Here is a 20097-nt window from a genome sequence, read left to right on the forward strand (position 1 = left end):
TCAGGACCTGGGTGACACTCCGCCCTCTGTAGCACCGGCCCGACGCTTGGCCAAGGTCGACGAGCTAATCCGATCCAGCGGCGACGGATGGAAGGAACTCACCGGCCTCGACCGTCGCCCGTCCGTGTAACGCGGGTCGCTCGATCCAGTCCACGGCAGCACGTCCGCGGTCACCGCCGCTGCCGCATGTCAGAATGCTCCCAAACCTGGAGCAGAGCTGGCAGAACGGGCGAGCCGATGACGACGAGCAGGGCGGCCGGGCTGGTGCGGAAAGCCGGGGATCCACAGCGGGCTACGTTCCTGGAACTCTTCTTCGACCTGGTGTTTGTCCTCGCGCTCGCTCAGCTCTCGCGCGGCCTGGCCGAGGATCTCGGGTGGAGCGGTGCCTTCCGGACGCTGGTGCTGTTGGGGGCCATGTGGTGGGTCTGGTCCAGCACCGCGTGGCTAACCGACCGGACGGACCCGCAACGACCGGTATTCCAGGCGCTGGTCATCGCGACCATGGTCGGCAGCCTGGTGATGGCGGCCGCGGTGCCCGAGGCATTCGGCGACACGGGCCTGATCTTCGCGGGCGCCTACGTCGCCATCCAGCTCGGCCGCGGGCTCGTCCTCGTGGCCGTTCTGCGTAACCACCAACTGCAGCGCCACGCCATGCGCGGGCTGTTCTGGTACGGCCTGTCGGCGCTGCCGTGGATCGCGGGGGCGCTCATGCACGGTACGGCGCGTGGCGCGTTGTGGGCACTCGCGGTGGTCCTTGACCACACGGCAGGCAGAATCGGCTTCCCCACCCCGGGGGCGGGCCGAACGCCCAGCCAAGACCTCGTGATCTCGGGCGAGCACCTGTCCGAGCGCTACCGGCAGTTCTTCATCATCGCGCTCGGCGAGCTGATCCTGGTTACCGGACTGGCGCTGAGCACCAGCGGCTTCACGCCGGACGGGGCCGCCGCGTTCGCAGTGTCGATCGCGACCACCGTGCTGCTGTGGCGGATCTACATATACCGCGCTGGACAAGTCCTGGCGGAAGCGATTGCCGTGTCTGCCGACCCGGTCCGCCTCGCCGGATCGGCGTCATACGCCCACCTGGCCATGGTGGCCGGCGTGGTCGCTGTAGCCGTCGGCGACGAACTTGTCATCGCCCATCCACTCGGGCACACCCCGCCGGCCTGGATCGCCGTCATCCTCGGCGGACCCGCGCTGTACCTGGCCGGGCGCGCCCGCTTCGAGCACGCGGTATTCGGCCGCGTGTCCCGGTCCCGACCGATCGGCGTCCTTGCGCTGGCCGCCCTGACGCCGGCGATGCTCCCCCTGCCGCCAGTCGTGGTCGCCGCCGCTGCTGCCCTCGTCCTGACCGGGATCGCCATATCCGACGCAGCCCGCGCCCGCGGACGCCCGCCCGAGCCGCCGTCACCACCCGGCTAGCCGGAAGTGGCGGCCGTGCGGCGCACGATCAGAATGGTGCGGGTCCGCGGCCTGCCAACGACATCAACACCTGCGTGGCGAGTAGCTTGCGTATGCCGGTGACGGCGACTGTCCCCATCCGATCGTAGGGCAGTTCCAATTGCAGCCCTTCGACGGCGTTGCGAAGGTCTGTCGTGATCTCGTCCGGACGGAACGTGCCGCCCCAGCCGTTGAGTCCTCCGCGATGGTTGGTACTGAGGGAAGCCATGCCGGATATGCATGCGCCGTCGACCAGGATCAGCCTCGCAGGACCCGAGTAGGTCGTCGTCATAGTCATCAACCCTTCAGGATGTAACGCCGCGCACCCCGGGTCCCGGCTGTCTGACAGTCATCAGGAGGCGAGGCGTTGAGTCCGACCATGGTGTGCTCCACTTGGACCGCGACCGTACGTGCCTCGACCGTCAGGACGACGGCGATGCGGAATTCGGCTCGTCAGCGATAAGGGTCGACGTCTGTGTCTGTCTGGTTCATGAGCCGAAGGCGCGCCTTGGGCGAGCTGACAGTCGGCCTGGGCATACTAGCGCCCGAGGTCCGAATCGATCCGAAGAAGAGAACACGGGGGCAATGCTGAGCTGGCTCCACACCGAGATGGCCGGCCTTCTGCCGATCAGACGATTTTCGCGATGCCGTGGTGAGCGCATGAAACGCCGAACGGCGGCCCGCTGAACCAGTCGGGCCGCCGTTCGCAGTGTGGATCAAAGCGGGCGGATGTTCTCCGCCTGCGGGCCCTTCTGGCCCTGGGTGATGTCGAACTCCACCTTCTGATTCTCGTCGAGGCTGCGGAAGCCGCTCGCCGAGATTGCAGAGAAGTGGGCGAAGACGTCGGCGCCGCCGTCGTCCGGGCTGATGAAGCCGAAGCCCTTGTCGGCGTTGAACCACTTCACGGTACCTGTAGTCATGTCTGCTCCTTCGCAGGCTGTTAGAGACCGCACTCTGCGGACCCTTACGCCGCCGCGTTGATCACCCGCGTCGAAACGACACGAAAAACGAAAAGCGCCTGGATGGGTTTCAGATGCCCCATCAGGCGCCGGAAAACGTCTACGGAAATCAAAACTGCAACTCGGTTACCGTAGCACATGATCTGTCGTCGATCCCATGGCGGTGAGTGGACCTGGTCACTCCTCTGCTTGCCACGCCGCGTCGACGGCACGTTGACCGGTTTCACGATGGGCTGGTTGCAAGACTGAAAAAGTAGCAGCGACACCGAGAATCGGCAGGTCGCGCCCGGTGTGGCGTGAATTCTGGTCGGGCGCCGTCAGGCCGAGCGGCCACGATGTCCGTCCACACGGGCTCGGCGTGGGCACCTGCGGAAGCGCTGTCTCGCTCTGAGGCGGGACGGGGTCAGGTAGGCGGATCGGCCGGCTCGCCCAGTGGTTTCGGTGGAGAACCTTGGTGTGGTTCGCGTCGTGCCGACGCTGGTGGCCGTGCGGGGCGGCCGCACCCGCGCGATCGCCTGACATCGGAGGGGCGCCTTGAAGCAAGGTCAGGTGCGCGCACATCGGCAGACGAGTGCGTCCGACGAGTCGCCGCCACCTGACGCCACTCCGAGTCTCCTCGGATCGACTCATGCTTGTCGGCGTCGGAACGTCCTCCTATTTCAGCCGGCGATCTCGATCAGTCGGCTGCGGTGCTCGTCCTCGCCCGGTACCCGCCAAAGCTGCTCATTCGGCCAGTGCCGATACAACATGTTCCTGTTGGTCGTGGCGATGAGCGCCCGCAGCGGCTCGCGGACCAGGCCGGCCAGCAACTGCTCCTCTCGTTCGGCGTCCTCGGCGACGACCAACACGGCCCCGACCGGCACCACCGGATCGGTACGCCGGTAGCCGGCCAGCAGCCCGCCCAGCCCGTACGTCCGCTTCTCGTGTTCGGCGACTACCTCACCTACCGGGCCACGGTCGACGTGCACCAGGAACCGTAGGCACCGTCCATCCTCAAGCCAGACGCCATAGCCGTCGGCGCGCAGGTACGCCAGATCGTGCGGGCGCAGCCACGCCGAGGCGTCCATCGTCGCCAGCCACTGGAACAGCCCACACCGCCCCGGATTCCGCCGCGACACCTCGACCAGCGGCAGGAACAGCAGATCGTCCGACGCGCTCGGATGCCGCCGGCCCAGTTGCAGAGGCACCGGCCGCCCCGAGGCCGCCAAATCACGGCGGAGCCGCTCGGTCCCCTCGGCGGTCGCCTTGTACCACCAGGTGTGGGTACGGTCCTCCTCCGAGCGCTGCCGGCTCACCAGCCCCGCCTCGTGCAACCAGACCAGGTCCCGGTGAGCCGTCAGCCGCGACACGTCACAGACCAGGGCCAGATCCATCGTCGACGCCAGAGCGTGCTGCGCCAGGAACGACAAGATCCGCCACCGCCGCGGCGACAACCGCAGCACGGCCGCGTCGTCACCCATCCTGTGATGATCCCTCCAGACACCGACAGCTGGACAGCCGGTTTCGCCGACCGGTAACGGAGGGTGGTCAGAGGAACCGCCTCGGGGCAGCGCAACCGAGATCACCGAGGCCGAGGACGAGCCTCTTCCGGGGCATCGGACGAAGCACTGGCGGGCTCCGCAAGCACCCCTCGTCTCCAAACCGGGGTTTTGGGGCCGATTTTGGAGATCACTGTTCAGAGAACCGGCCGAAGAGCTGAGGGCAAAAACAACGATGGAGGCAGACCGGACCGCGGCGAGTTGATCTTTTAGGCCAGACTGCCCGCCTCGCAACACCCGCCATACAGCGGCCTCGCCGGCCCGGTGGAAGCTCACCGCCGCATCGGAGCCATCATCACGGTCGTCACCGAGGGTGACACCAGCAGTCCCGCGCCATCGACGCGCTACGGTAGCCCGCCCGGCGAGAACCACACGGCGGACTGCGGCCACATCAGAGCACGCGTCCATGACCACCGCACCGCGTCCACCGCCGGCCGGAACGGTCCCACCGCTCCCGATCACCCACCGAGCACCCAGCCATCGCCACGGACACGAAAAAGGCTCCGGCCTGGTGGAGAACCACCAGGCCAGAGCCTTGATCACCTGTGCGCCGCCAGGGACTCGAACCCCGAACCCGCGGATTAAGAGTCCGCTGCTCTGCCAGTTGAGCTAGCGGCGCTCGTTGGCAACGGAGAGAACATTAGCAGGTCCCTGAGCCCGGTTCCAATCCGATACCCGGCTCACCTGTTCGGCCGAGCTTAACGGGCAAAGGCCACGAAATCGCTCGGCGGACCGCTTGGCGGGACCAGGACGGCGGCGTCGATACGGCACCATGTCGCCAGGCACGCGAGAACTGAGGTGGGAATGGGCAGGTTCACGCGGGCCGGGGCGATGGTGGGTGCCCTGGCCCTGGTGACGTCGTTGGCACTGACCGGGTGCGGAGACGACCAGAAGAAGGCCGCCGAGTTCGTCGGCGCCGCGGCTCCGGGTACGGGCGCACCCGCGGCCTCGCAGGAGGCCGAGACCTCCGCGCCGGCCCAGAGCCTGACGGTGAGCCCGGCCGACGGGGCGAAGAACAAGCCGGTGAGCACCGAGATCAGCGCGAAGCTGCCGGGCGGCGGCACGGTGTCCTCGGTCACCCTCGCCTCCGCCGACGGCAAGCAGGTCGCGGGCAGGATGCGGCTGGACGGTTCCTCCTGGGTGCCGTCGGCCCCGCTGAAGTACGGCACCGAGTACACCGCCACGGTGACCGGCACCGGCACCGGCGGCGAGCCCCGGCAGGGCACCAGCACCTTCACCACCATGACCAAGCCGAAGTCGATGATCAGCTCCGGCCTCTACCTCTTCGACGACAAGACGTACGGCGTGGGCATGCCGGTGGTCGTCGAGTTCCACCCGGGCATCCCGAAGAAGGACCGGGCGGCGGTGCAGAAGCGGATGTTCGTCAAGACCGACCCGCCGCAGCCGGGCGCCTGGCACTGGGTCTACAACGGCACCCAGGCCTACTACCGGGCTCCGGAGTACTGGAAGCCGGGCACCACCCTCGACGTCCGGATCGCGCTGGCCGGCATGCCGTTGAGCAACGGCCGCTACGGCAACGTCGACCGTACGGCGACCGCCAAGATCGGCCGATCCTTCGTGATGAAGGTCGACAACAACACCAAGAAGATGACCGTGTACCAGGACGGCGAGGTGGTCCGCACCCTGCCGGTCAGCCTGGGCAAGAAGAGCACTCCCTCCTCCAGCGGCACCCTCGTGGTGATGGAGAAGAAGGAGAAGACGGTCTTCGACACCATGGACGACCCCGACCCGGACAACCGGTACCGCACCGACATCGACTTCGCCCAGCGGTTGACCTGGGGTGGCGAGTACATCCACGCGGCGCCCTGGTCCGAGGGGGTGCAGGGTCGGCAGAACGTCTCGCACGGCTGCGTCAACGTCTCGATGGCGATGGGCCGCTGGCTCTTCGAGCAGACGAAGATCGGCGACCCGATCACCATCAAGGGCACCGAGCGCCGCGTCGCCCCCGGCAACGGCTGGACGGCCTGGAGCCTGAGCTGGTCGGAGTTCGTCAAGGGCAGCGCCCTGCCCGTGCCGGACGGCGGCTCCGGCCCGCTGCTGTGACACCCACCCGGTCGGGTCGGCGGTCACGCCGGCCCGACCGGAGCGGGCCCGGCCCGCGCCGGTCACTGGCGCGTGGGGCCAGAGGAACCGAGCATCCCTCGCGAAAGCCCCGCATTTTACCGCTATTCGCACTCCCCCATCGGCGTGTTTCTGTTCACGGCCGGCAACCGACCGGCGCTCTCTCGCGTCAGTGGGAGAGGATGGGGCATCGGGGACCACGACTGTGAGGGAATCATGCGAGCTACCCACCACCGGCTGACCCGGCACGCCGGGCGGCGCCGCGCACTCGCGGCGGGGCTCCTCGCCGCGACGCTGGCGCTCACCTCCGCCTGCACGGGCTCCGGCGACGACAAGCCGTCGAGCTGGCAGGGCAGCGGCGAGAGCGCCCCGAAGGCCGCGGCCACCATCACCGAGCCCAAGGCCGACGCGACCGACGTCCCGGCCTCCACCGGCATCACCTTCACCACGAAGGACGCCAAGGAGACCAGCGTCGAGCTCACGGACGCCAGCGGCAAGGCCGTCGAGGGCGAGCTCGCCGCGGACGGCAAGAGCTGGCTCCCCGCGGGCGCCCTGGAGTACGGCGAGAAGTACACCGCCACCGTCACGGCGACCGGTGACGACGGCAAGCCGGCCACCGCGACCAGCGCCTTCACCGTGATGGCCAAGCCCGACAAGCAGGTACGGATCACCAGCTTCCTCGGCGACAACCAGGTGGTCGGGGTGGGCATGCCGCTGATCGTCCGGTTCGGCCGGGCCATCCCCGAGGACTACCGCGACGACGTCCAGCGTCGGATGACCGTCACCACGACGCCGACGCAGGCGGGGATCTGGCACTGGTCCAGCCCCACCGAGGTCCGCTACCGCCCGAAGGAGTTCTGGCAGTCGGGCACCACCGTGTCGTACCGGGTGCAGGCCGGCGGGCTGCCGATGGGCGACGGCTGGTACGGCCGCTCCGACCTGACCGTCGACGTCAAGATCGGCCCGTCGCTGGTGATGCAGGTGGACAACAAGACCAAGCGGATGACCGTCACCAGGGACGGCAAGGTCGTCAAGACGATCCTGGTCAGCCTCGGCAAGAAGACCACCCCCTCGTCCAGCGGGACCATGGTGGTGATCGAGAAGCTCCGCAAGACGGTCTTCGACACGCTGGCGGAGCTGGGCCCCGAGGAGGGGTACCGGACGAAGATCGACTACGCCCAGCGGCTCACCTGGGGCGGCGAGTTCATCCACGCCGCGCCCTGGTCGGAGGGGAAGCAGGGCCGGGTCAACGTCTCGCACGGCTGCGTGAACGTCTCGATGGCCGACGGCAAGTGGCTCTTCGAGAACACCCGCATCGGCGACCCGATCACGGTCAAGGGCACCGAGCGCAAGCTCCAGAACGGCAACGGCTGGACCGACTGGAACATGAGCTGGGACGACTACGTCAAGGGCAGCGCCGTGCCGTACGAGGAGCCGGCGGCCACTCCGAGCCCGGAGGCCACCCCCGGCGACGAGGCTCCCAGCGTGGAACCCACCCCCTGACCGGCCGGACACGACGAAGGCCCCCTCCTCGCGGAGGGGGCCTTCGTGTCTGGGGTGACTGATGGGAATTGAACCCACGACAACCGGGACCACAACCCGGTGCTCTGCCAACTGAGCTACAGCCACCATGCCTTCCGCGCCGGTCGCCCGGGCGGTGCGGACTAATAATAGCCACACCCGGGCCGCCTCCGTCCAGCGGGTTGCGCACCGCCCGCCCGCGCGGGCCGACTCCCCGGCCTACAGCTGGGCGGCGATCCCCTTGGCGGTCTCCACGTCCGGTCCGGGCAGGGGTACGAAGATCGTCCGCCGGTAGTACTCCAGCTCGCGGATGCTCTCCCGGATGTCGGCCAGCGCCCGGTGGGCGAGGCCCTTCTGCGGCTGGCCGAAGTACACCCGGGGGTACCAGCGCCGGGTCAGCTCCTTGATCGAGGACACGTCGATCATGCGGTAGTGCAGGTGGGCGTCGAGGCGGGGCATGTCCCGGGCGATGAAACCCCGGTCGGTGGCGATCGAGTTGCCGCACAGCGGGGCGGTACGCGGGTCCTTGACGTGGCTGGTGACGTAATCCAGCACCATGTCCTCGGCCTCGGCCAGGGTGACGGTGGAGCGCCGCACCTCCTCGGTCAGCCCGGACTTGCCGTGCATCGTGGCCACGATCTCCGGCATCGCCGCCAGGGCCGCCTCGTCGGCGTGGATGACCACGTCGACCCCCTCGCCCAGCACGTTGAGGTCGGGATCGGTGACGAGCGCGGCGACCTCGATCAGCGCGTCGCCGGCGAGATCCAGCCCGGTCATCTCACAGTCGATCCAGACGAGAAGGTCAGCCACCGGGACAGACTAGCCGCAGCCCAGGTGTCGCGCCTCGGCACCGGCGGCGGAGCGGACCGCTAGGGTTTCCCCGTGCCAGCAGAACCGGTCGCGCCACCCGCCGTCGACTCCGACGACCAGGGGGGCCGGACGGTCCGTCGGGTCGTCACGGTGCTGGCGCTGGCCGCCGTGCTGCCGGCGCTCTACCTGCCCGGCATGGTGCACGACTTCTTCGACCTGAAGATCTACATGCGGGCGATGGACTGGTGGTCGTCCGGGCACCCGCTCTACGACTACGTGCAGCCGGACCGGGTCCAGGGCGAGCTGTACTTCACCTATCCACCGTTCAGCGCGCTGCTGCTGCGGCCGTTCGCGATGCTCCCGCTGGGCGTGACGATCGCCGTCTTCACCGTCCTGACCGCGATCGGGGTGATCGTGACCACCCGGTGGCTGGTCCGCCCGGTGATCGAACGGCACGGGCTGCCCCGGACGTTCACCCTCATCGTGGCGGTGCTGCTGGTGTTCGCGGTGGAGAGCACCCGGGAGACGATCACCTTCGGGCAGATCAACATGCTGCTGGTGGTGCTGATCCTGGCCGACCTGCTCTTCGCCGTACCCCGGCGGCGGCGCTGGGCCGGGGTGGGCGTCGGGCTGGCGACGGCGCTCAAGCTCTTCCCGGGCATCTTCATCGCCTACCTGCTGGTGAGCCGGCGGTGGCGGGCGGCGGTGGTGGCCAGCGTCACCGCGGCGGCGGCGACGCTGCTGGCCGCGGCGTTCGCGCCCCGGGACTCCTGGCGCTTCTGGACGCACGAGCTGTGGGCCACCAACCGGGTCGGACGCACCGACTACACCGGCAACCAGTCGTTGTTCGGGCTGCTCAGCCGGATCGACGCGCCGGCCAAACCGAACCAGCTGCTCTGGCTGGCCCTGGTCGCGGTCGTCGCCGGGTACGGCCTGTGGCGGGCGGCCCGCGCCGCCCGGGCCGGTGACGAACTCGCCGGGCTGACCCTCACCGGGCTGGTCGGCGGCCTGGTCAGCCCGATCACCTGGACCCACCACATCTACTGGTTCATCCCGGCGGTGGTGGTGCTGGTGGACGCGGCGCTGCGCGCGGACCGGGACACCGTGGCGGGGGCCCGGCGGCGCCGTCGACTGCTCGCGCTCGCGGTCGGCACGGCGTTCGTGATCATCTACGGGGTGGTGTCCTTCTTCGACTGGGGCGTGGCCCCGGCGCGTACCGACACCCCGGCGGAGTTCCTGGTGCGCAACGCCTACGTGCTGCTGGCCCTGCTGTTGCTGGTGACGCTCCCGGTGCGCCGGCGGGCGGAGCCGACCGACAGATAAGTTGCGCTAAATGGACAGATCTTCCAGTGGCCGACTTTCGCCGCTAATCTGGCGACACCTACCGCAGACGTCTGTCGGGTAGCACCGATCCCCCGGTGAGGACGGCCCTCCGCGTCGGCAGCGCGGCGGGCCGTTCGCCGTGGCGGGTCAGTCCGTACCGGCGGGCCGAGGGCTGCCGGGCACCGGTTCGGCCGTCTCCTCGGGACGCTCCGGCGGCCACGGCGGCAGGTCGGCGAGGGTGGCCGGACGGCGCGCCGGCACCGCGCCGATGGCGGCCCGGGACCGCTCGGGTGCCCCGACCGACACCAACTGCCGCTCCGGCTCGGGCGCCGCGCCGAGGCCGCTGAGCGAGCTGACGCCCAGCCGACCGGCGAGCACCGGAACCTGGTCCGGCTCGACCACGAAGACCACCTCGCGCGGGCGTACCGGGCGCAGCAGCACCAGCACCGCCAGCACGATCAGCAGGAGCCCGCCGGCCAGCGCGCCCCAGGCCACCGGGCGGAACCAGTCCGACCGCACCTCGGCCCGCAGGTCCAGGGCGAGGTCCGCGCCGCCATCGGGGCGCATCACCACCAGGCTCAACCGGCGGTCGGCCAGCTCACCCGGGGTCCACTCGACCGCGCCGATTCCCTCGCGTACCCAGAAGGGCGCGTCGAGCGGAGCGGCCGGGACCGCGCCGGCGGGCCCGGCGGTGGGCGCGGCGCCGGCGTCGGTCAACCGGACCGGCAACGGCCCGCGGGCCAGCGCGATCCGGTCGACCGTGACGTGCGGGACCGGGGCGAGCCAGCGGCGGACCTCGTCGGCGGGCGCCAAGCCGACGAAGGCCGGCCCGTCGGCGGTACGCGCCGTCAGCCGCAGCCTCGCCTCGCCGACCCGGGTGAACGGCGCCTCCGCGCGCAGCAGCGCGTCGACGTCCTGCACCACCACCGCGCGGCCCGCGCTGCGCACCGGTTCGAAGCGGGCGCTGAAGGTGCCGTCCGTGCTCGCGTGCCGGGCGACCAGACTGAGGCCGCCTCCCGCCAGCAGGGCGGGGATCCCGACGACCAACAGCAGCATTCCGACGAGCGACCGCACGAACCGCATCCGTTCCGTCTCCTTCGGTGACCGGGTACCCGGCCGACCTTACCGACGAGACCGCCGTGATCTGCGCATATCGCTCGGGACGGACAGCCGCCGGCCCGCCGGAGCGACTCCGACGGGCCGGCGGGCGGAGCGGGTCAGGCCTTCGGCGTCGCCTCTCGGCGGGTCCGGGCGAAGGCCAGTCCACCGAGGAGCAGGCCGGCCAGCCCGGCCACCAGACCGGCGATGGCCAGTCCGGTCGCCGCCCCGTCGGAGTCCTCGTCGTCGTCGTCGGTTGCGGCCTGCCCGGCCGGCGACGCCCCCGGCGTGGCCGAGGCCGACGCCGAGGCCGGGGCCAGGGTGAGCACCGGCGCCGGGTTCTCCGGCTCCTCGGCGCCGGGCGTCGGCTCCTCGATCCACCGCGCGACGTTGCCGTCGGAGTACGTCTGCAGGGTCTTGAAGACCATCCGGTCGACCTGCGGCAGCGGGCCCATCGAGACCGGGAACTCCTGGAACTGGCCCGGCTTCACCGCCGCGTCGCCGGTGGCCGTCCAGGTCAGCTTCGACACCGCCTCGGTGAGCTGGCTGCCGTGCACCTCGATCGGCGGGTCCACCTTGCGCTTCTCCACCGCCACCGTCCAGCCGGGCACCGGCATGGTGGAGACCGAGCCGACCGGCGCGTTCTCCGGCAGCACCACCTCGACCTTTGTGGTGGAGGCGGTGTCGCTCTCGTTCGGCACCCGGAAGGCGAAGCGGCCGTAGGAACCCTGCGCGGCCTCCCTGGGGTTGACGGTGACGTGCGCCGAGGCGGGCCCGGCGAAGCCGAGCACCGCCGTGGTGACGGCGGCGAGCGCGAGAGCGGCGGCGGTTGCGGGACGCCGGAGACGGATCATCTGTGGGAGAGCCCTTCTGGTTACCTGATCGGCACGGTGGCGGTCACCGTGGCCTGGTCGATGTCGGACGTGCGGGCGGTGACGCGCAGCTGCCACTCGCCGGCGCTCGGGAAGCTGATCTCCCCGGTCACGTGGTTGTCGGTCAGCGGCAGCAGCGGGATGTCGATCGGCTCGATGCCCGCCGACGGCAGCGCGGCGGTCACCTTCCACTCGGCCACCGGCTGCGGCCGGTTGTCCCTGGTGTACGCGTACAGGTGCAGCGAGTTGTTGCCCCGCTCGGCCGGATCCAGCTCCACCTGCAGCGAGTAGATCGGGCTGGTCAGCGTGGTGGAGAAGAAGCCGGCGGGGGCGCCGGCCACGTCATCGGCGGCCACCCGGGCCGGGGTGGTCTGCACCAGGCTGGCCGTCACCCCGAGCACCACCGCGGTGATCGCCAGCTCGGCCCAGATGGCCCGCCGCACCGGCACCGGACGCTGCGCGGCGGTCCGCCGCCGCACCAGCCACCGGGAGTACGCGGCCACCGCCACCACCAGCACGAACAGCCCCACCTTGGCCAGCAGCAGCCGGCCGTACGTGGTGTCGACGAGGGGCCGCACGCCGCCCACCTCGATCAGCCCCTGCACGATCCCGGCGAGCAGCAGCGCCGCCACCGCCAGCGCCGCCCAGCGGGACCAGATCGGCAGGATCGCCCCCAGCTCCCGCTCGTCGGCGCGGCGCAGCAGGAAGACCGCCAGCATCACCAGCCCGCCCAGCCAGACCGCCATGCTGCCCAGGTGCACCGCGTCGACGGCCACCGACACGGCCGGCGCCGGGGAGGCCGCCGGGTGCCCGGCCAGCGGCCAGGTGAACAGCCCCGCCCCGCCCAGCACGGCCAGGATGAGCGCGTCACTACGACCCACCGGGCCGCGGGTCAGCGGGCGCAGCAGGAACGCCGCCGCCGCGAGCAGACCCAGGCGGACCAGGTGCGCGGTGCCGTACGTGCTGCCGAGCATCTCGCTGAAGCCGGCCCCGGTGACGTCGGTCAGCCCACCCCCGGCGGTGTACGGCACCTGCAACCACAGCTCGGCCAGGGTGGCCAGCGCGAGCAGCCCGACTCCCGCCCAGGCGAGCCGGGCCGGGCCCCGCCGGGACAGCCGGTGCGGCCAGAGGGCGGCGAGCACCAGCGCCGGACCCACCACCAGCAGCAGGCCCACGTAGCCCAGGTACTTCGCCACCTTGACCGCGTTCTCCACCACCGGGTTCGCCCGGCTCTCCGCCCCCGAGTCGGTGGGGGGCGTCGAGGGCGCGCCGACCGAGTAGGTGAAGGCGCCGGAGACCGGGTGACTGTCGGCGGAGATCACCCGGTAGCTCACCAGGTAGGTGCCGCGCGGCCCGGACGGGTCCACCGGCACGGTCACCAGCGCACCCTCGAAGGTGGGCTCGCCCCGGTCGGCCCGGGAGCCGTCCGGGGCGATCACCCGGATCTTGCCGGTGACCTTGCGCACCGACTCGCTGAAGGTCAGCACCACCTCGGCCGGGGCGCTCGGCACCACCGCCGAGGCGACCGGGCTGCTGCTGGCCAGCACGGCGTGGGCGCTGGCCGGGGCGGCCGGGGCGAGCAGCAGCGCGACGAGGGTGACCAGCAGGCCGGCGGCGGTACCCAGCCGCGCGAACCAACGACGATCGACGACGTTCATGCCGGCCATGCTCGCCGACGCGACGCCCCTGCGCCGACCCGACCTCGTACCGGCGCCGGACCGGTCCGACCCCGGCGGGGCGGCGGCGGGCGGCCCCGGGACGGTCGGCCTCACCCGCGCCCCGCCACGACCGCGCGCGACCAGGGCCGGTCGGCCTCGCCGCTGACCCGGCCGAGCGCCCAGAGCAGGCCGGCCTGCACCACGGCGGCCAGGTGGCCGACCTCGTGCACCAGGGCGGTGGTGGAGTTGGCGATGTCGACCACGCTGGTGCCGGCCAGGCAGAGCGCCAGCACCAGCGCCACCGGCAGGAACGCCCGGGCCCGCTCCGGTCGCCACGCGGCCAGCGCGAAACCCACCGCGAGGGCCACGTCGAAGGAGGCCATCTCCCGGCTGGTGTGCGGGTCGGCGGCCACGCCGAGCCCGGCCAGCAGGATCGGCAGCGCGATGGCGAGCTGGGCCACCGCGGCCACCGCCACCGCGACCCGCAGCACCTGACGACGGGCGGCCCGGACGGCCGCCGGTGAACGCGCGGCCAGCACCGGGTCGGCGGCGACCGCCGCCAGCACCCGGGCCGTCAGGTCCGGCACCTGCACGGAGCGGACCCGGGTGAGCCGGGTCACCTGCTCGGCGCGGGCCAGCCAGGACCGGCAGTCGGGGCAGGAAGCGGTGTGCGCGTCCAGCGCCGCGGCCGGTGCCTGCGGATCCTCGCCGTCCAGCCGCGCCGACAGCGCCACGCGTACGTCGTCGCACTTCATGAGCAGGTAGTCGGGTGGTGGGGCGGGAAAGTTCCCGACGTGGGCCGGGCCATAGAAAGGGCCGAACGACCCTGCTCGCCCCGGGTACGCCGCGTAACCTCGGGTGACGTGATCCCCGCCCCGCGCGACACCACCGCCGGCCGCCCCGACGCGGCACCCGGCACTGCGCGCGACACGGCGACGCACTGGGCGTTGCGCGCCCGCGACGGTGATCCCCCCGCCCAGGCCGCCTTCGTCCGGGCCACCCAGGCCGAGGTGTGGCGGTTCACCGCCGCCCTGGTCGACCCGGACACCGCCGACGACCTCACCCAGGAGACCTACCTGCGGGCGTTCCGGGCGCTGGCCGGCTTCGAGGGGCGCGCCAGCGCGCGTACCTGGCTGCTCGGCATCGCCCGGCGGGCCTGCGCCGACCATCTGCGCACCGTCGTCCGGCGGCGCCGGCTCGACGAGCGGCTCGCCGCCGACGCCCACACCGGCCGCCCGCACCCCGACCCGGCCGGGCACCTCGGCGCCGCCGACCTGGTCCGCCGGCTGCCGGCCGAGCGCCGCGAGGCGTTCGTGCTGACCCAGCTGCTCGGCCTCTCGTACGCCGAGGCGGCCGCCGTGGCCGGGGTGCCCGTCGGCACCATCCGCTCCCGGGTGGCCCGCGCCCGGCACGACCTGGTCGACGCGGTCGGCGACGCGCTGGCCGGCTGAACGGTGGAACCAATCGGCCGGACGCGACGACCAATGATCGTGACCGCACCCCGCATCCGGGCCGCCCGCTGGCCCGCCGTCCGCCCCTGGATCGGCCTGGCCGCCCGGCTCGGCCTGGCCACGGTCTGGCTCGTCGCCGGCGCCGCCAAGGTCGGTGACCTCGCCGCCTCCGGGCGCGCGGTCAACGCGTACCAGCTGCTGCCGTACGACGTGGCCATGGTGGTCGGCGCGGCGCTGCCCTTCGTGGAGCTGGCGCTCGGCGCGATCCTGCTGCTCGGCCTGGCCACCCGGCTCGCCGCCGGCGTCTCCGCCGCGCTGCTGGTGGTCTTCGTCACCGGCATCGTCTCGGCCTGGAGCCGCGGGCTGGCCATCGACTGCGGCTGCTTCGGCAGCGGCGGCCAGCTCGCCGCCGGGCAGGCCCCGAGCTACCTCCCGGAGATCCTCCGGGACCTGGGATTCCTGGCGCTGGCCGGGTTCCTGCTGATCTGGCCCCGCACCCTCGTCTCGGTGGACGGCTGGCTGACGGGCGAACCCGCCGTGGAGGACGACGATGAGTAGCCGCAAGGGGCAGCGCGACGCCGCCCGGGTGGTCCGCGAGCAACTGGCCCGGGAGAGCCGGCGCAGGCGCACGCTCTGGGCGTCCGTCGCCGCGGTCGTCGTGCTGGTGATCGCCGGCCTGATCGGCTGGAGCGTCTGGTCCAGCCAGCGCGCCGACAAGTTCACCGCGCCGCCCGGCGCCAACGACGCCGGGACCGGCATCGTGATCGGCGGCGGTCCGGTCACCATCGACCTCTACGAGGACTACCTCTGCCCGGCCTGCAAGCAGTTCCAGCAGGTCAGCGGCGCCACCATCGACCAGCTGGTGAAGGACGGCAAGGCCCGGGTGGTCTTCCATCCGGTGGCCTACCTGAACCGTTACTCCACCACGGAATACTCCACCCGCTCGTCGGCCGCCTCCGGCTGCGCCGCCCAGGGCGGCAAGTTCAAGGAGTTCACCGACGCGCTCTTCGCGCGGCAGCCACCGGAGGGCAGCGCCGGGCTCAGCAACGACGAGCTGATCGACATCGGCGCGGGCGTCGGCCTGAACCGGGACGAGTTCGGCTCCTGCGTGAAGGACGGGACGTACAAGCCGTGGACCGAGAAGGTGACCGAGGATGCCAGCAGGTCCGGCGTCACCGGCACGCCGACCATCAAGGTCAACGGCAGGGAGGTCGCCGACCGCACCCCGGCCGGGATCACCGCGGCCGTGGAGGCGGCCGGCAAGTGATCCTCGCCCTGCTCCGCCGGGCCGGCCTGGTCGCCACGGCCGCGCTGCTCACCCTGCTCGCCCTCGCCACGCCGGCCGCCGCGCACGGCGCGGACGCCCCCGACGGCACCGACTACCGCACCGAGGCGACCGGCCTCGCCCCGGCCCGGCCCGGTTTGACGGTACGGGCCGTCGAGGCGGGCGCCCGGCTGGAGCTGGTCAACCGCACCGGCCGGGACGTCGAGGTGATCGGCTACTCGGGTGAGCCGTACCTGCGGGTGGGGCCGGGCGGGGCGTACGAGAACAGCCGCTCCCCGGCGACGTACCTGAACCGGACGCTGGCCGGCGACACCACGCTGCCGCCCGAGGCGGACCCGGCCGCGCCGCCGCAGTGGCGGCGGATCGCCGACGAGCCGCGGGTGCGCTGGCACGACCAGCGGACCCAGTGGCGGGAGTCCGGGCCGCCGGCCCAGGCCGTCGCCGACCCGAACCGGACGCACCGGGTACGCGACTGGGCCGTGCCGGTCCGCGACGGCGGTGAGCAGGTGGCGATCCGGGGCACCCTGGACTGGGTGCCGCCGCCGGACCCGTACCCCTGGTGGGTGGCCGCCACGCTCGGCTTCCTGGCCGTCGCGGCGGCGGGGCTGCTGCCGGCCGGCTCGATCGCCGGGGACCGCGCGCTGCGCGCGGTCGGGGCGCTGCTGGCGCTCGGCGGCGCGGCGGCGGTGGTCCTGGTGGTCGGGCGGGAGCTGGACGCCGGCGCGGAGGGCGTCGGCGGGGTGCTGGGCGGGCTGCTCAGCGGGCAGATCTGGCCACTGCTCACCGGGCTCGGGGCGATCGCCGCGGGCGGCTACGCGCTGGCCCGCCGGCCGGCCGCGGCCGACTTCGCGCTGGCGCTGTCCGGCGCCTGCCTGGCGCTCTTCGCCGGCGTCGCCAACCTCGGCGTCCTCTCCCGCGCGGTCGCCCCCGCCCCCTGGCCGGGGCAGTACGCCCGGCTGCTGCTCCTGGCGGTCCTGGTCGGCGGGGCCGGCGCGGTCGGCGCGGGGATCCTTCGCCTGCACGCCGCCTCCCGCACCGCCCCGGCGGCAACGACCCACACCGAAGTCCCCGCCTGACCGCGCCCGTCCTTCCGGTCCCTGGCCTTGCCCGGCCCGGTCCGCATCGCGCGGCGGGCGCGGCTGCCGGCCGCTGATCGACTCCGGGCGGACGTGAACACGGGCCGGTCATCGACTCCACGCGGACGTCAACGCCGGCCGGTGATCGACTCCGTTTGCGGCGTGTGGCGGTGTCTCGGCGCGGGGAGGCCGCGACACGCCGCAAACGGAGTGGATCAAACTGGACCACGCCGGGTGCCCGACTCCCGGTCGGAATCACGGCGGGGGGCGTCAGGGGCGGGGCAGGGAGTGCGGGGTGAAGCCGTAGGGCAGTTCGAGCCGGTGCCGGGCCAGGAGGTCGGCGTCGCCGAGGATCTCCGGGGTGGGGGCGTCGGCGACGATGCGGCCGGCGTCCAGGATGACCGCGCGCTCGCAGAGTTCCGCCGCGTACGGCAGGTCGTGGGTCACCATCAGCAGGGTCACCGGCAGGCCGCGCAGGATCTCCGCCAGTTCCCGCCGGGCGGCCGGGTCGAGGTTGGACGAAGGCTCGTCGAGCACCAGGATCTCCGGGCGCATGGCCAGCACGGTGGCCACCGCCACCCGACGCCGCTGGCCGAAGGAGAGGTGGTGCGGGGCGCGGTCGCGGTGCTCGCTCATCTTCACCGCCGCCAGGGCCTCGTCGACCCGCTCGGCCAGCTCCGCCCCGCGCAGCCCCAGGTTCGCCGGACCGAACGCCACGTCCTCGGCCACCGTGGGCAGGAAGAGCTGGTCGTCCGGGTCCTGGAAGACGATGCCCACCCGGCGCCGGACCTCGGCCAGCTCGGCCCGGTCCCGGCTGATCGTGAGCCCGCCGACGCTGACCGTCCCCTCGGTCGGGGTGAGGATGCCGTTGAGGTGCAGCACCAGGGTGGTCTTGCCGGCGCCGTTCGGGCCGAGCAGCGCCACCCGCTCGCCGCGCGGCACCGTCAGGTCCACCCCGTCGAGGGCGAGGTGACCGTCCGGGTACGCGTACCGGACGCCGCGGACGTCCAGAGAGACAGCGGTCTGCACGTACCCGATCATGTCAGGACGACGGCGGTGGCGGCGATGAAGACGGCCGCCAGCGGCACGGTCGCCGCGGCCAGCCACTGCCCGGCGCTCGCCGCGCCCGCGCCCTGCCAGACCGCCGGCATCCGCCCGGAGTAGCCCCGCGACACCATCGCCAGGTAGACCCGCTCGCCGCGCTCGAAGGCGCGCAGGAACAGCGCCCCCACGCCGGCGGCGAAGCCGCGCAGCTGCCACAGGAAGCGCGGGTCGTCACCCCGGGACACCCGGGCCACCCGCATCCGGCGGGCCTCGCCGACCAGCACGTCCAGGTAGCGCAGCATGAACGTGGCGATCTGGGTGAGGATCTGCGGGCAGCGCAGCCGGTCCAGGCCGAGGATCAGGTCACGGGTCGTCGTGGTCCCGGCCAGCAGGAGCGACGCAAGTACGCCCAGGGTGCCCTTGGCGAGGATGTTCCAGCCGCCGTAGAGGCCGTCGACGGAGAGGCTGAGCCCGGCGACGGGCACCCGCTCCCCCGCGCCCAGGAACGGCAGCGCGAACGCGAACAGCACGAACGGCAGCTCGATCGTGGCGCGCAGCAGCAGCCAGCGCAGCCCGACCCGGGCCAGCACGGCGACCCCGGTGACCAGCAGGGCGTACCCGCCGAAGGCCCAGAACGCCTCGCGCGGGGTGGCCACCACGGCGAGCGTGAAGAGCACCATCGCCGCGATCTTGACCTCGGGGGCCAGCCGGTGCACCGGTGAGGCCGCGTCCCGGTAGAGCACGTGCGCGTGTCCCGCGCCCATCCGCGTACCCCTTGCTCAGCCCGCGGTGCCGGCGGGCTGCCGGTCCTCGCGCGGGGCGTCGTCGGCGTCGTCCGGGCGGGCCGGGCCACGCCGACGCAGCAGCCAGAAGACGCCACCGCCGACGGCGAAGGTCAGCAGCACGCCGAGCACCCCGGACAGGCCGGTGGAGAGGAAGCCGTTGTCCACTCCCCGGATGCCGTAGTCGGCCAGCGGGCTGTCGGCCAGCTCGTGGTCCTTCGCCTGCTGGGCCGGGCAGGAGCCACCGGTGATCTCACCGTCGGCGTCGACCGTGCAGCCCTTGAGCAGGGACGAGTCCAGCCCGTCCGGGTGCGACGAGGCGTAGTTGCTGGCCACGCCGGCGAGCAGCAGCGCCACCAGCAGGCCGACGGCCACGAAACCCCAGGAACGCTTCCTCACCGGACACCTCCGACGGCCGGGACGGACGCCGGCGTCGCCGGCTTCAGGGCGCGCAGCGCGTACACCAGGTCGGGCCGGACCTTGGCGACGGTGACCACGGTGGTCGCGGTGATCAGGCCTTCGCCGATGCCGATCAGCAGGTGGACCCCGGCCATCGTGCCGGCCAGGCCGGTGATGTTGCCGCCCAGGTCGGTGGTGCCGCCCAGCCAGTACTGGAAGACGAAGCCCTGGGCCGCCACCACCACGCTGAGCAGCGCGGAGACGAACGCGGTCACCCCGAGCCCGGCCGGCGTGCGGGGCAGCACCCGCAGCAGCCCGGCGATCAGCAGGTACGCCGCGGCGGTGCCGAGGATCGCCATGTTGGTGATGTTCAGGCCGAGCATCGCGACGCCGCCGTCGCCGAAGACCAGCGCCTGCACGACCAGCACCACCGCCACGCAGAGCGCGCCCACCCAGGGACCGACCAGCAGCGCGGCGAGCGCGCCGCCGAGCAGGTGGCCGCTCACCCCGGCGGTGAAGATCGGGAAGTTGAGCATCTGGACGGCGAAGATGAAGGCGGCGACCAGGCCGGCCATCGGGGCCAGCCGGTCGTCCAGGTCGCGCCGGCTGCGCAGCACGCAGAAGGTCAGCGCGGCGAGCGCGACGGCCGCGAAGATCCCCGCCACGGGACCGTTGATGATCCCGTTCGAGATGTGCATCGCCAGGGTGTCCACACCGCGCAGCCTATTTGGCAGGCCATGTTGTTGCCAAGACTTGGCAACA

The 20097-nt window shown here is 72.3% G+C and carries 19 protein-coding genes, 2 tRNA genes and 1 pseudogene; 8 read left to right on the forward strand and 14 right to left on the reverse strand.

All coding sequences use genetic code 11. The features are described from left to right. Window positions 1–237: 237 nt before the first annotated feature. Entirely contained in the window at window positions 238–1419 is a 1182-nt protein-coding gene (locus tag ACTMTB_RS11285) for a low temperature requirement protein A (protein ID WP_441144764.1), read from the forward strand. A 28-nt stretch (window positions 1420–1447) separates the two neighbouring features. Here the strand turns inward: ACTMTB_RS11285 and ACTMTB_RS11290 are convergent, their stop codons facing one another. The 4 genes from ACTMTB_RS11290 to ACTMTB_RS11305 all read right to left on the reverse strand — a co-directional run bounded on the left by ACTMTB_RS11290 (window position 1448) and on the right by ACTMTB_RS11305 (window position 4553). Further along, a complete protein-coding gene (locus ACTMTB_RS11290) occupies window positions 1448–1729 on the reverse strand; it encodes a hypothetical protein (protein WP_441144766.1) in 282 nt (93 codons plus the stop codon). A gap of 424 nt (window positions 1730–2153) precedes the next feature. Next, entirely contained in the window at window positions 2154–2357 is a 204-nt protein-coding gene (cspE, locus tag ACTMTB_RS11295) for a transcription antiterminator/RNA stability regulator CspE (protein ID WP_013283833.1), read from the reverse strand. 698 nt (window positions 2358–3055) lie between these two features. Next, complete coding sequence (locus tag ACTMTB_RS11300; protein WP_441144770.1) at window positions 3056–3856, reverse strand: MarR family transcriptional regulator; 801 nt, start codon at window positions 3854–3856, stop codon at window positions 3056–3058. A 624-nt stretch (window positions 3857–4480) separates the two neighbouring features. After that, a tRNA-Lys gene (locus ACTMTB_RS11305) sits at window positions 4481–4553 on the reverse strand. Between the two features lie 185 nt (window positions 4554–4738). On the opposite strand from ACTMTB_RS11305, the gene ACTMTB_RS11310 reads away from it, so the two are divergent. Beyond that, window positions 4739–5998 carry an Ig-like domain-containing protein gene (locus ACTMTB_RS11310; RefSeq protein ID WP_441144772.1) on the forward strand — a complete coding sequence of 420 codons (1260 nt, stop codon included), beginning with the start codon at window positions 4739–4741 and terminating at the stop codon, window positions 5996–5998. A 234-nt stretch (window positions 5999–6232) separates the two neighbouring features. Next, on the forward strand, window positions 6233–7519 hold the full coding sequence (locus ACTMTB_RS11315; RefSeq protein WP_441144774.1) for an Ig-like domain-containing protein: 1287 nt from the start codon (window positions 6233–6235) through the stop codon (window positions 7517–7519). Between the two features lie 50 nt (window positions 7520–7569). On the opposite strand, the gene ACTMTB_RS11320 is transcribed toward ACTMTB_RS11315, so the two are convergent. Beyond that, window positions 7570–7645 (reverse strand) — tRNA-His (locus ACTMTB_RS11320). Between the two features lie 111 nt (window positions 7646–7756). Further along, complete coding sequence (orn, locus tag ACTMTB_RS11325; RefSeq protein WP_441144776.1) at window positions 7757–8347, reverse strand: oligoribonuclease; 591 nt, start codon at window positions 8345–8347, stop codon at window positions 7757–7759. 72 nt (window positions 8348–8419) lie between these two features. On the opposite strand from orn, the gene ACTMTB_RS11330 reads away from it, so the two are divergent. Beyond that, on the forward strand, window positions 8420–9670 hold the full coding sequence (locus tag ACTMTB_RS11330) for a glycosyltransferase family 87 protein (RefSeq protein ID WP_441144778.1): 1251 nt from the start codon (window positions 8420–8422) through the stop codon (window positions 9668–9670). A gap of 147 nt (window positions 9671–9817) precedes the next feature. Here ACTMTB_RS11330 and ACTMTB_RS11335 read toward each other — a convergent pair. The 4 genes and pseudogenes from ACTMTB_RS11335 to ACTMTB_RS11350 form a co-directional block, all read right to left on the reverse strand. Next, a pseudogene (locus ACTMTB_RS11335) lies at window positions 9818–10222 on the reverse strand (hypothetical protein); the annotation flags it as partial. Window positions 10223–10887: 665 nt separating this feature from the next. Continuing rightward, window positions 10888–11622, reverse strand: a complete 735-nt coding sequence (locus ACTMTB_RS11340) for a YcnI family copper-binding membrane protein (RefSeq protein WP_441144780.1) — start codon at window positions 11620–11622, stop codon at window positions 10888–10890. A 20-nt stretch (window positions 11623–11642) separates the two neighbouring features. Further along, entirely contained in the window at window positions 11643–13307 is a 1665-nt protein-coding gene (locus ACTMTB_RS11345) for a copper resistance CopC/CopD family protein (RefSeq protein ID WP_441144782.1), read from the reverse strand. Between the two features lie 101 nt (window positions 13308–13408). Beyond that, window positions 13409–14053, reverse strand: coding sequence for a zf-HC2 domain-containing protein (locus ACTMTB_RS11350; protein ID WP_088963654.1), 645 nt, complete (start codon window positions 14051–14053; stop codon window positions 13409–13411). 108 nt (window positions 14054–14161) lie between these two features. On the opposite strand from ACTMTB_RS11350, the gene ACTMTB_RS11355 reads away from it, so the two are divergent. From ACTMTB_RS11355 to ACTMTB_RS11370, 4 genes are read left to right on the forward strand one after another with little or no spacing between them, the layout of a single operon-like run. Next, complete coding sequence (locus ACTMTB_RS11355; RefSeq protein ID WP_441144784.1) at window positions 14162–14749, forward strand: sigma-70 family RNA polymerase sigma factor; 588 nt, start codon at window positions 14162–14164, stop codon at window positions 14747–14749. Between the two features lie 33 nt (window positions 14750–14782). Further along, window positions 14783–15307, forward strand: a complete 525-nt coding sequence (locus ACTMTB_RS11360; RefSeq protein ID WP_441144786.1) for a MauE/DoxX family redox-associated membrane protein — start codon at window positions 14783–14785, stop codon at window positions 15305–15307. Beyond that, complete coding sequence (locus tag ACTMTB_RS11365; RefSeq protein ID WP_441144788.1) at window positions 15300–16016, forward strand: DsbA family protein; 717 nt, start codon at window positions 15300–15302, stop codon at window positions 16014–16016. Before ACTMTB_RS11360 ends, ACTMTB_RS11365 begins: the two co-directional genes overlap by 8 nt. Next, window positions 16013–17110, forward strand: a complete 1098-nt coding sequence (locus tag ACTMTB_RS11370; RefSeq protein ID WP_441144790.1) for a hypothetical protein — start codon at window positions 16013–16015, stop codon at window positions 17108–17110. Before ACTMTB_RS11365 ends, ACTMTB_RS11370 begins: the two co-directional genes overlap by 4 nt. A 270-nt stretch (window positions 17111–17380) precedes the next feature. Here the strand turns inward: ACTMTB_RS11370 and ACTMTB_RS11375 are convergent, their stop codons facing one another. The 4 genes from ACTMTB_RS11375 to ACTMTB_RS11390 are packed head-to-tail and all read right to left on the reverse strand — an operon-like array spanning window position 17381 to window position 20048. After that, entirely contained in the window at window positions 17381–18151 is a 771-nt protein-coding gene (locus tag ACTMTB_RS11375; protein WP_441144792.1) for an energy-coupling factor ABC transporter ATP-binding protein, read from the reverse strand. Beyond that, window positions 18148–18918: a cobalt ECF transporter T component CbiQ gene (cbiQ, locus tag ACTMTB_RS11380; RefSeq protein WP_441144794.1), complete on the reverse strand. Its 771-nt coding sequence runs from the start codon at window positions 18916–18918 to the stop codon at window positions 18148–18150. Before cbiQ ends, ACTMTB_RS11375 begins: the two co-directional genes overlap by 4 nt. 15 nt (window positions 18919–18933) lie before the next feature. After that, window positions 18934–19335, reverse strand: coding sequence for a PDGLE domain-containing protein (locus tag ACTMTB_RS11385; protein WP_441144795.1), 402 nt, complete (start codon window positions 19333–19335; stop codon window positions 18934–18936). After that, window positions 19332–20048 (reverse strand): energy-coupling factor ABC transporter permease, encoded by a 717-nt coding sequence (locus ACTMTB_RS11390; RefSeq protein ID WP_441144797.1) that lies wholly within the window; start codon window positions 20046–20048, stop codon window positions 19332–19334. Before ACTMTB_RS11390 ends, ACTMTB_RS11385 begins: the two co-directional genes overlap by 4 nt. Between the last annotated feature and the right edge of the window lie 49 nt (window positions 20049–20097).

It is taken from the genome of Micromonospora sp. L32 (assembly GCF_052068055.1).
GTDB lineage: Bacteria > Actinomycetota > Actinomycetes > Mycobacteriales > Micromonosporaceae > Micromonospora > Micromonospora purpureochromogenes.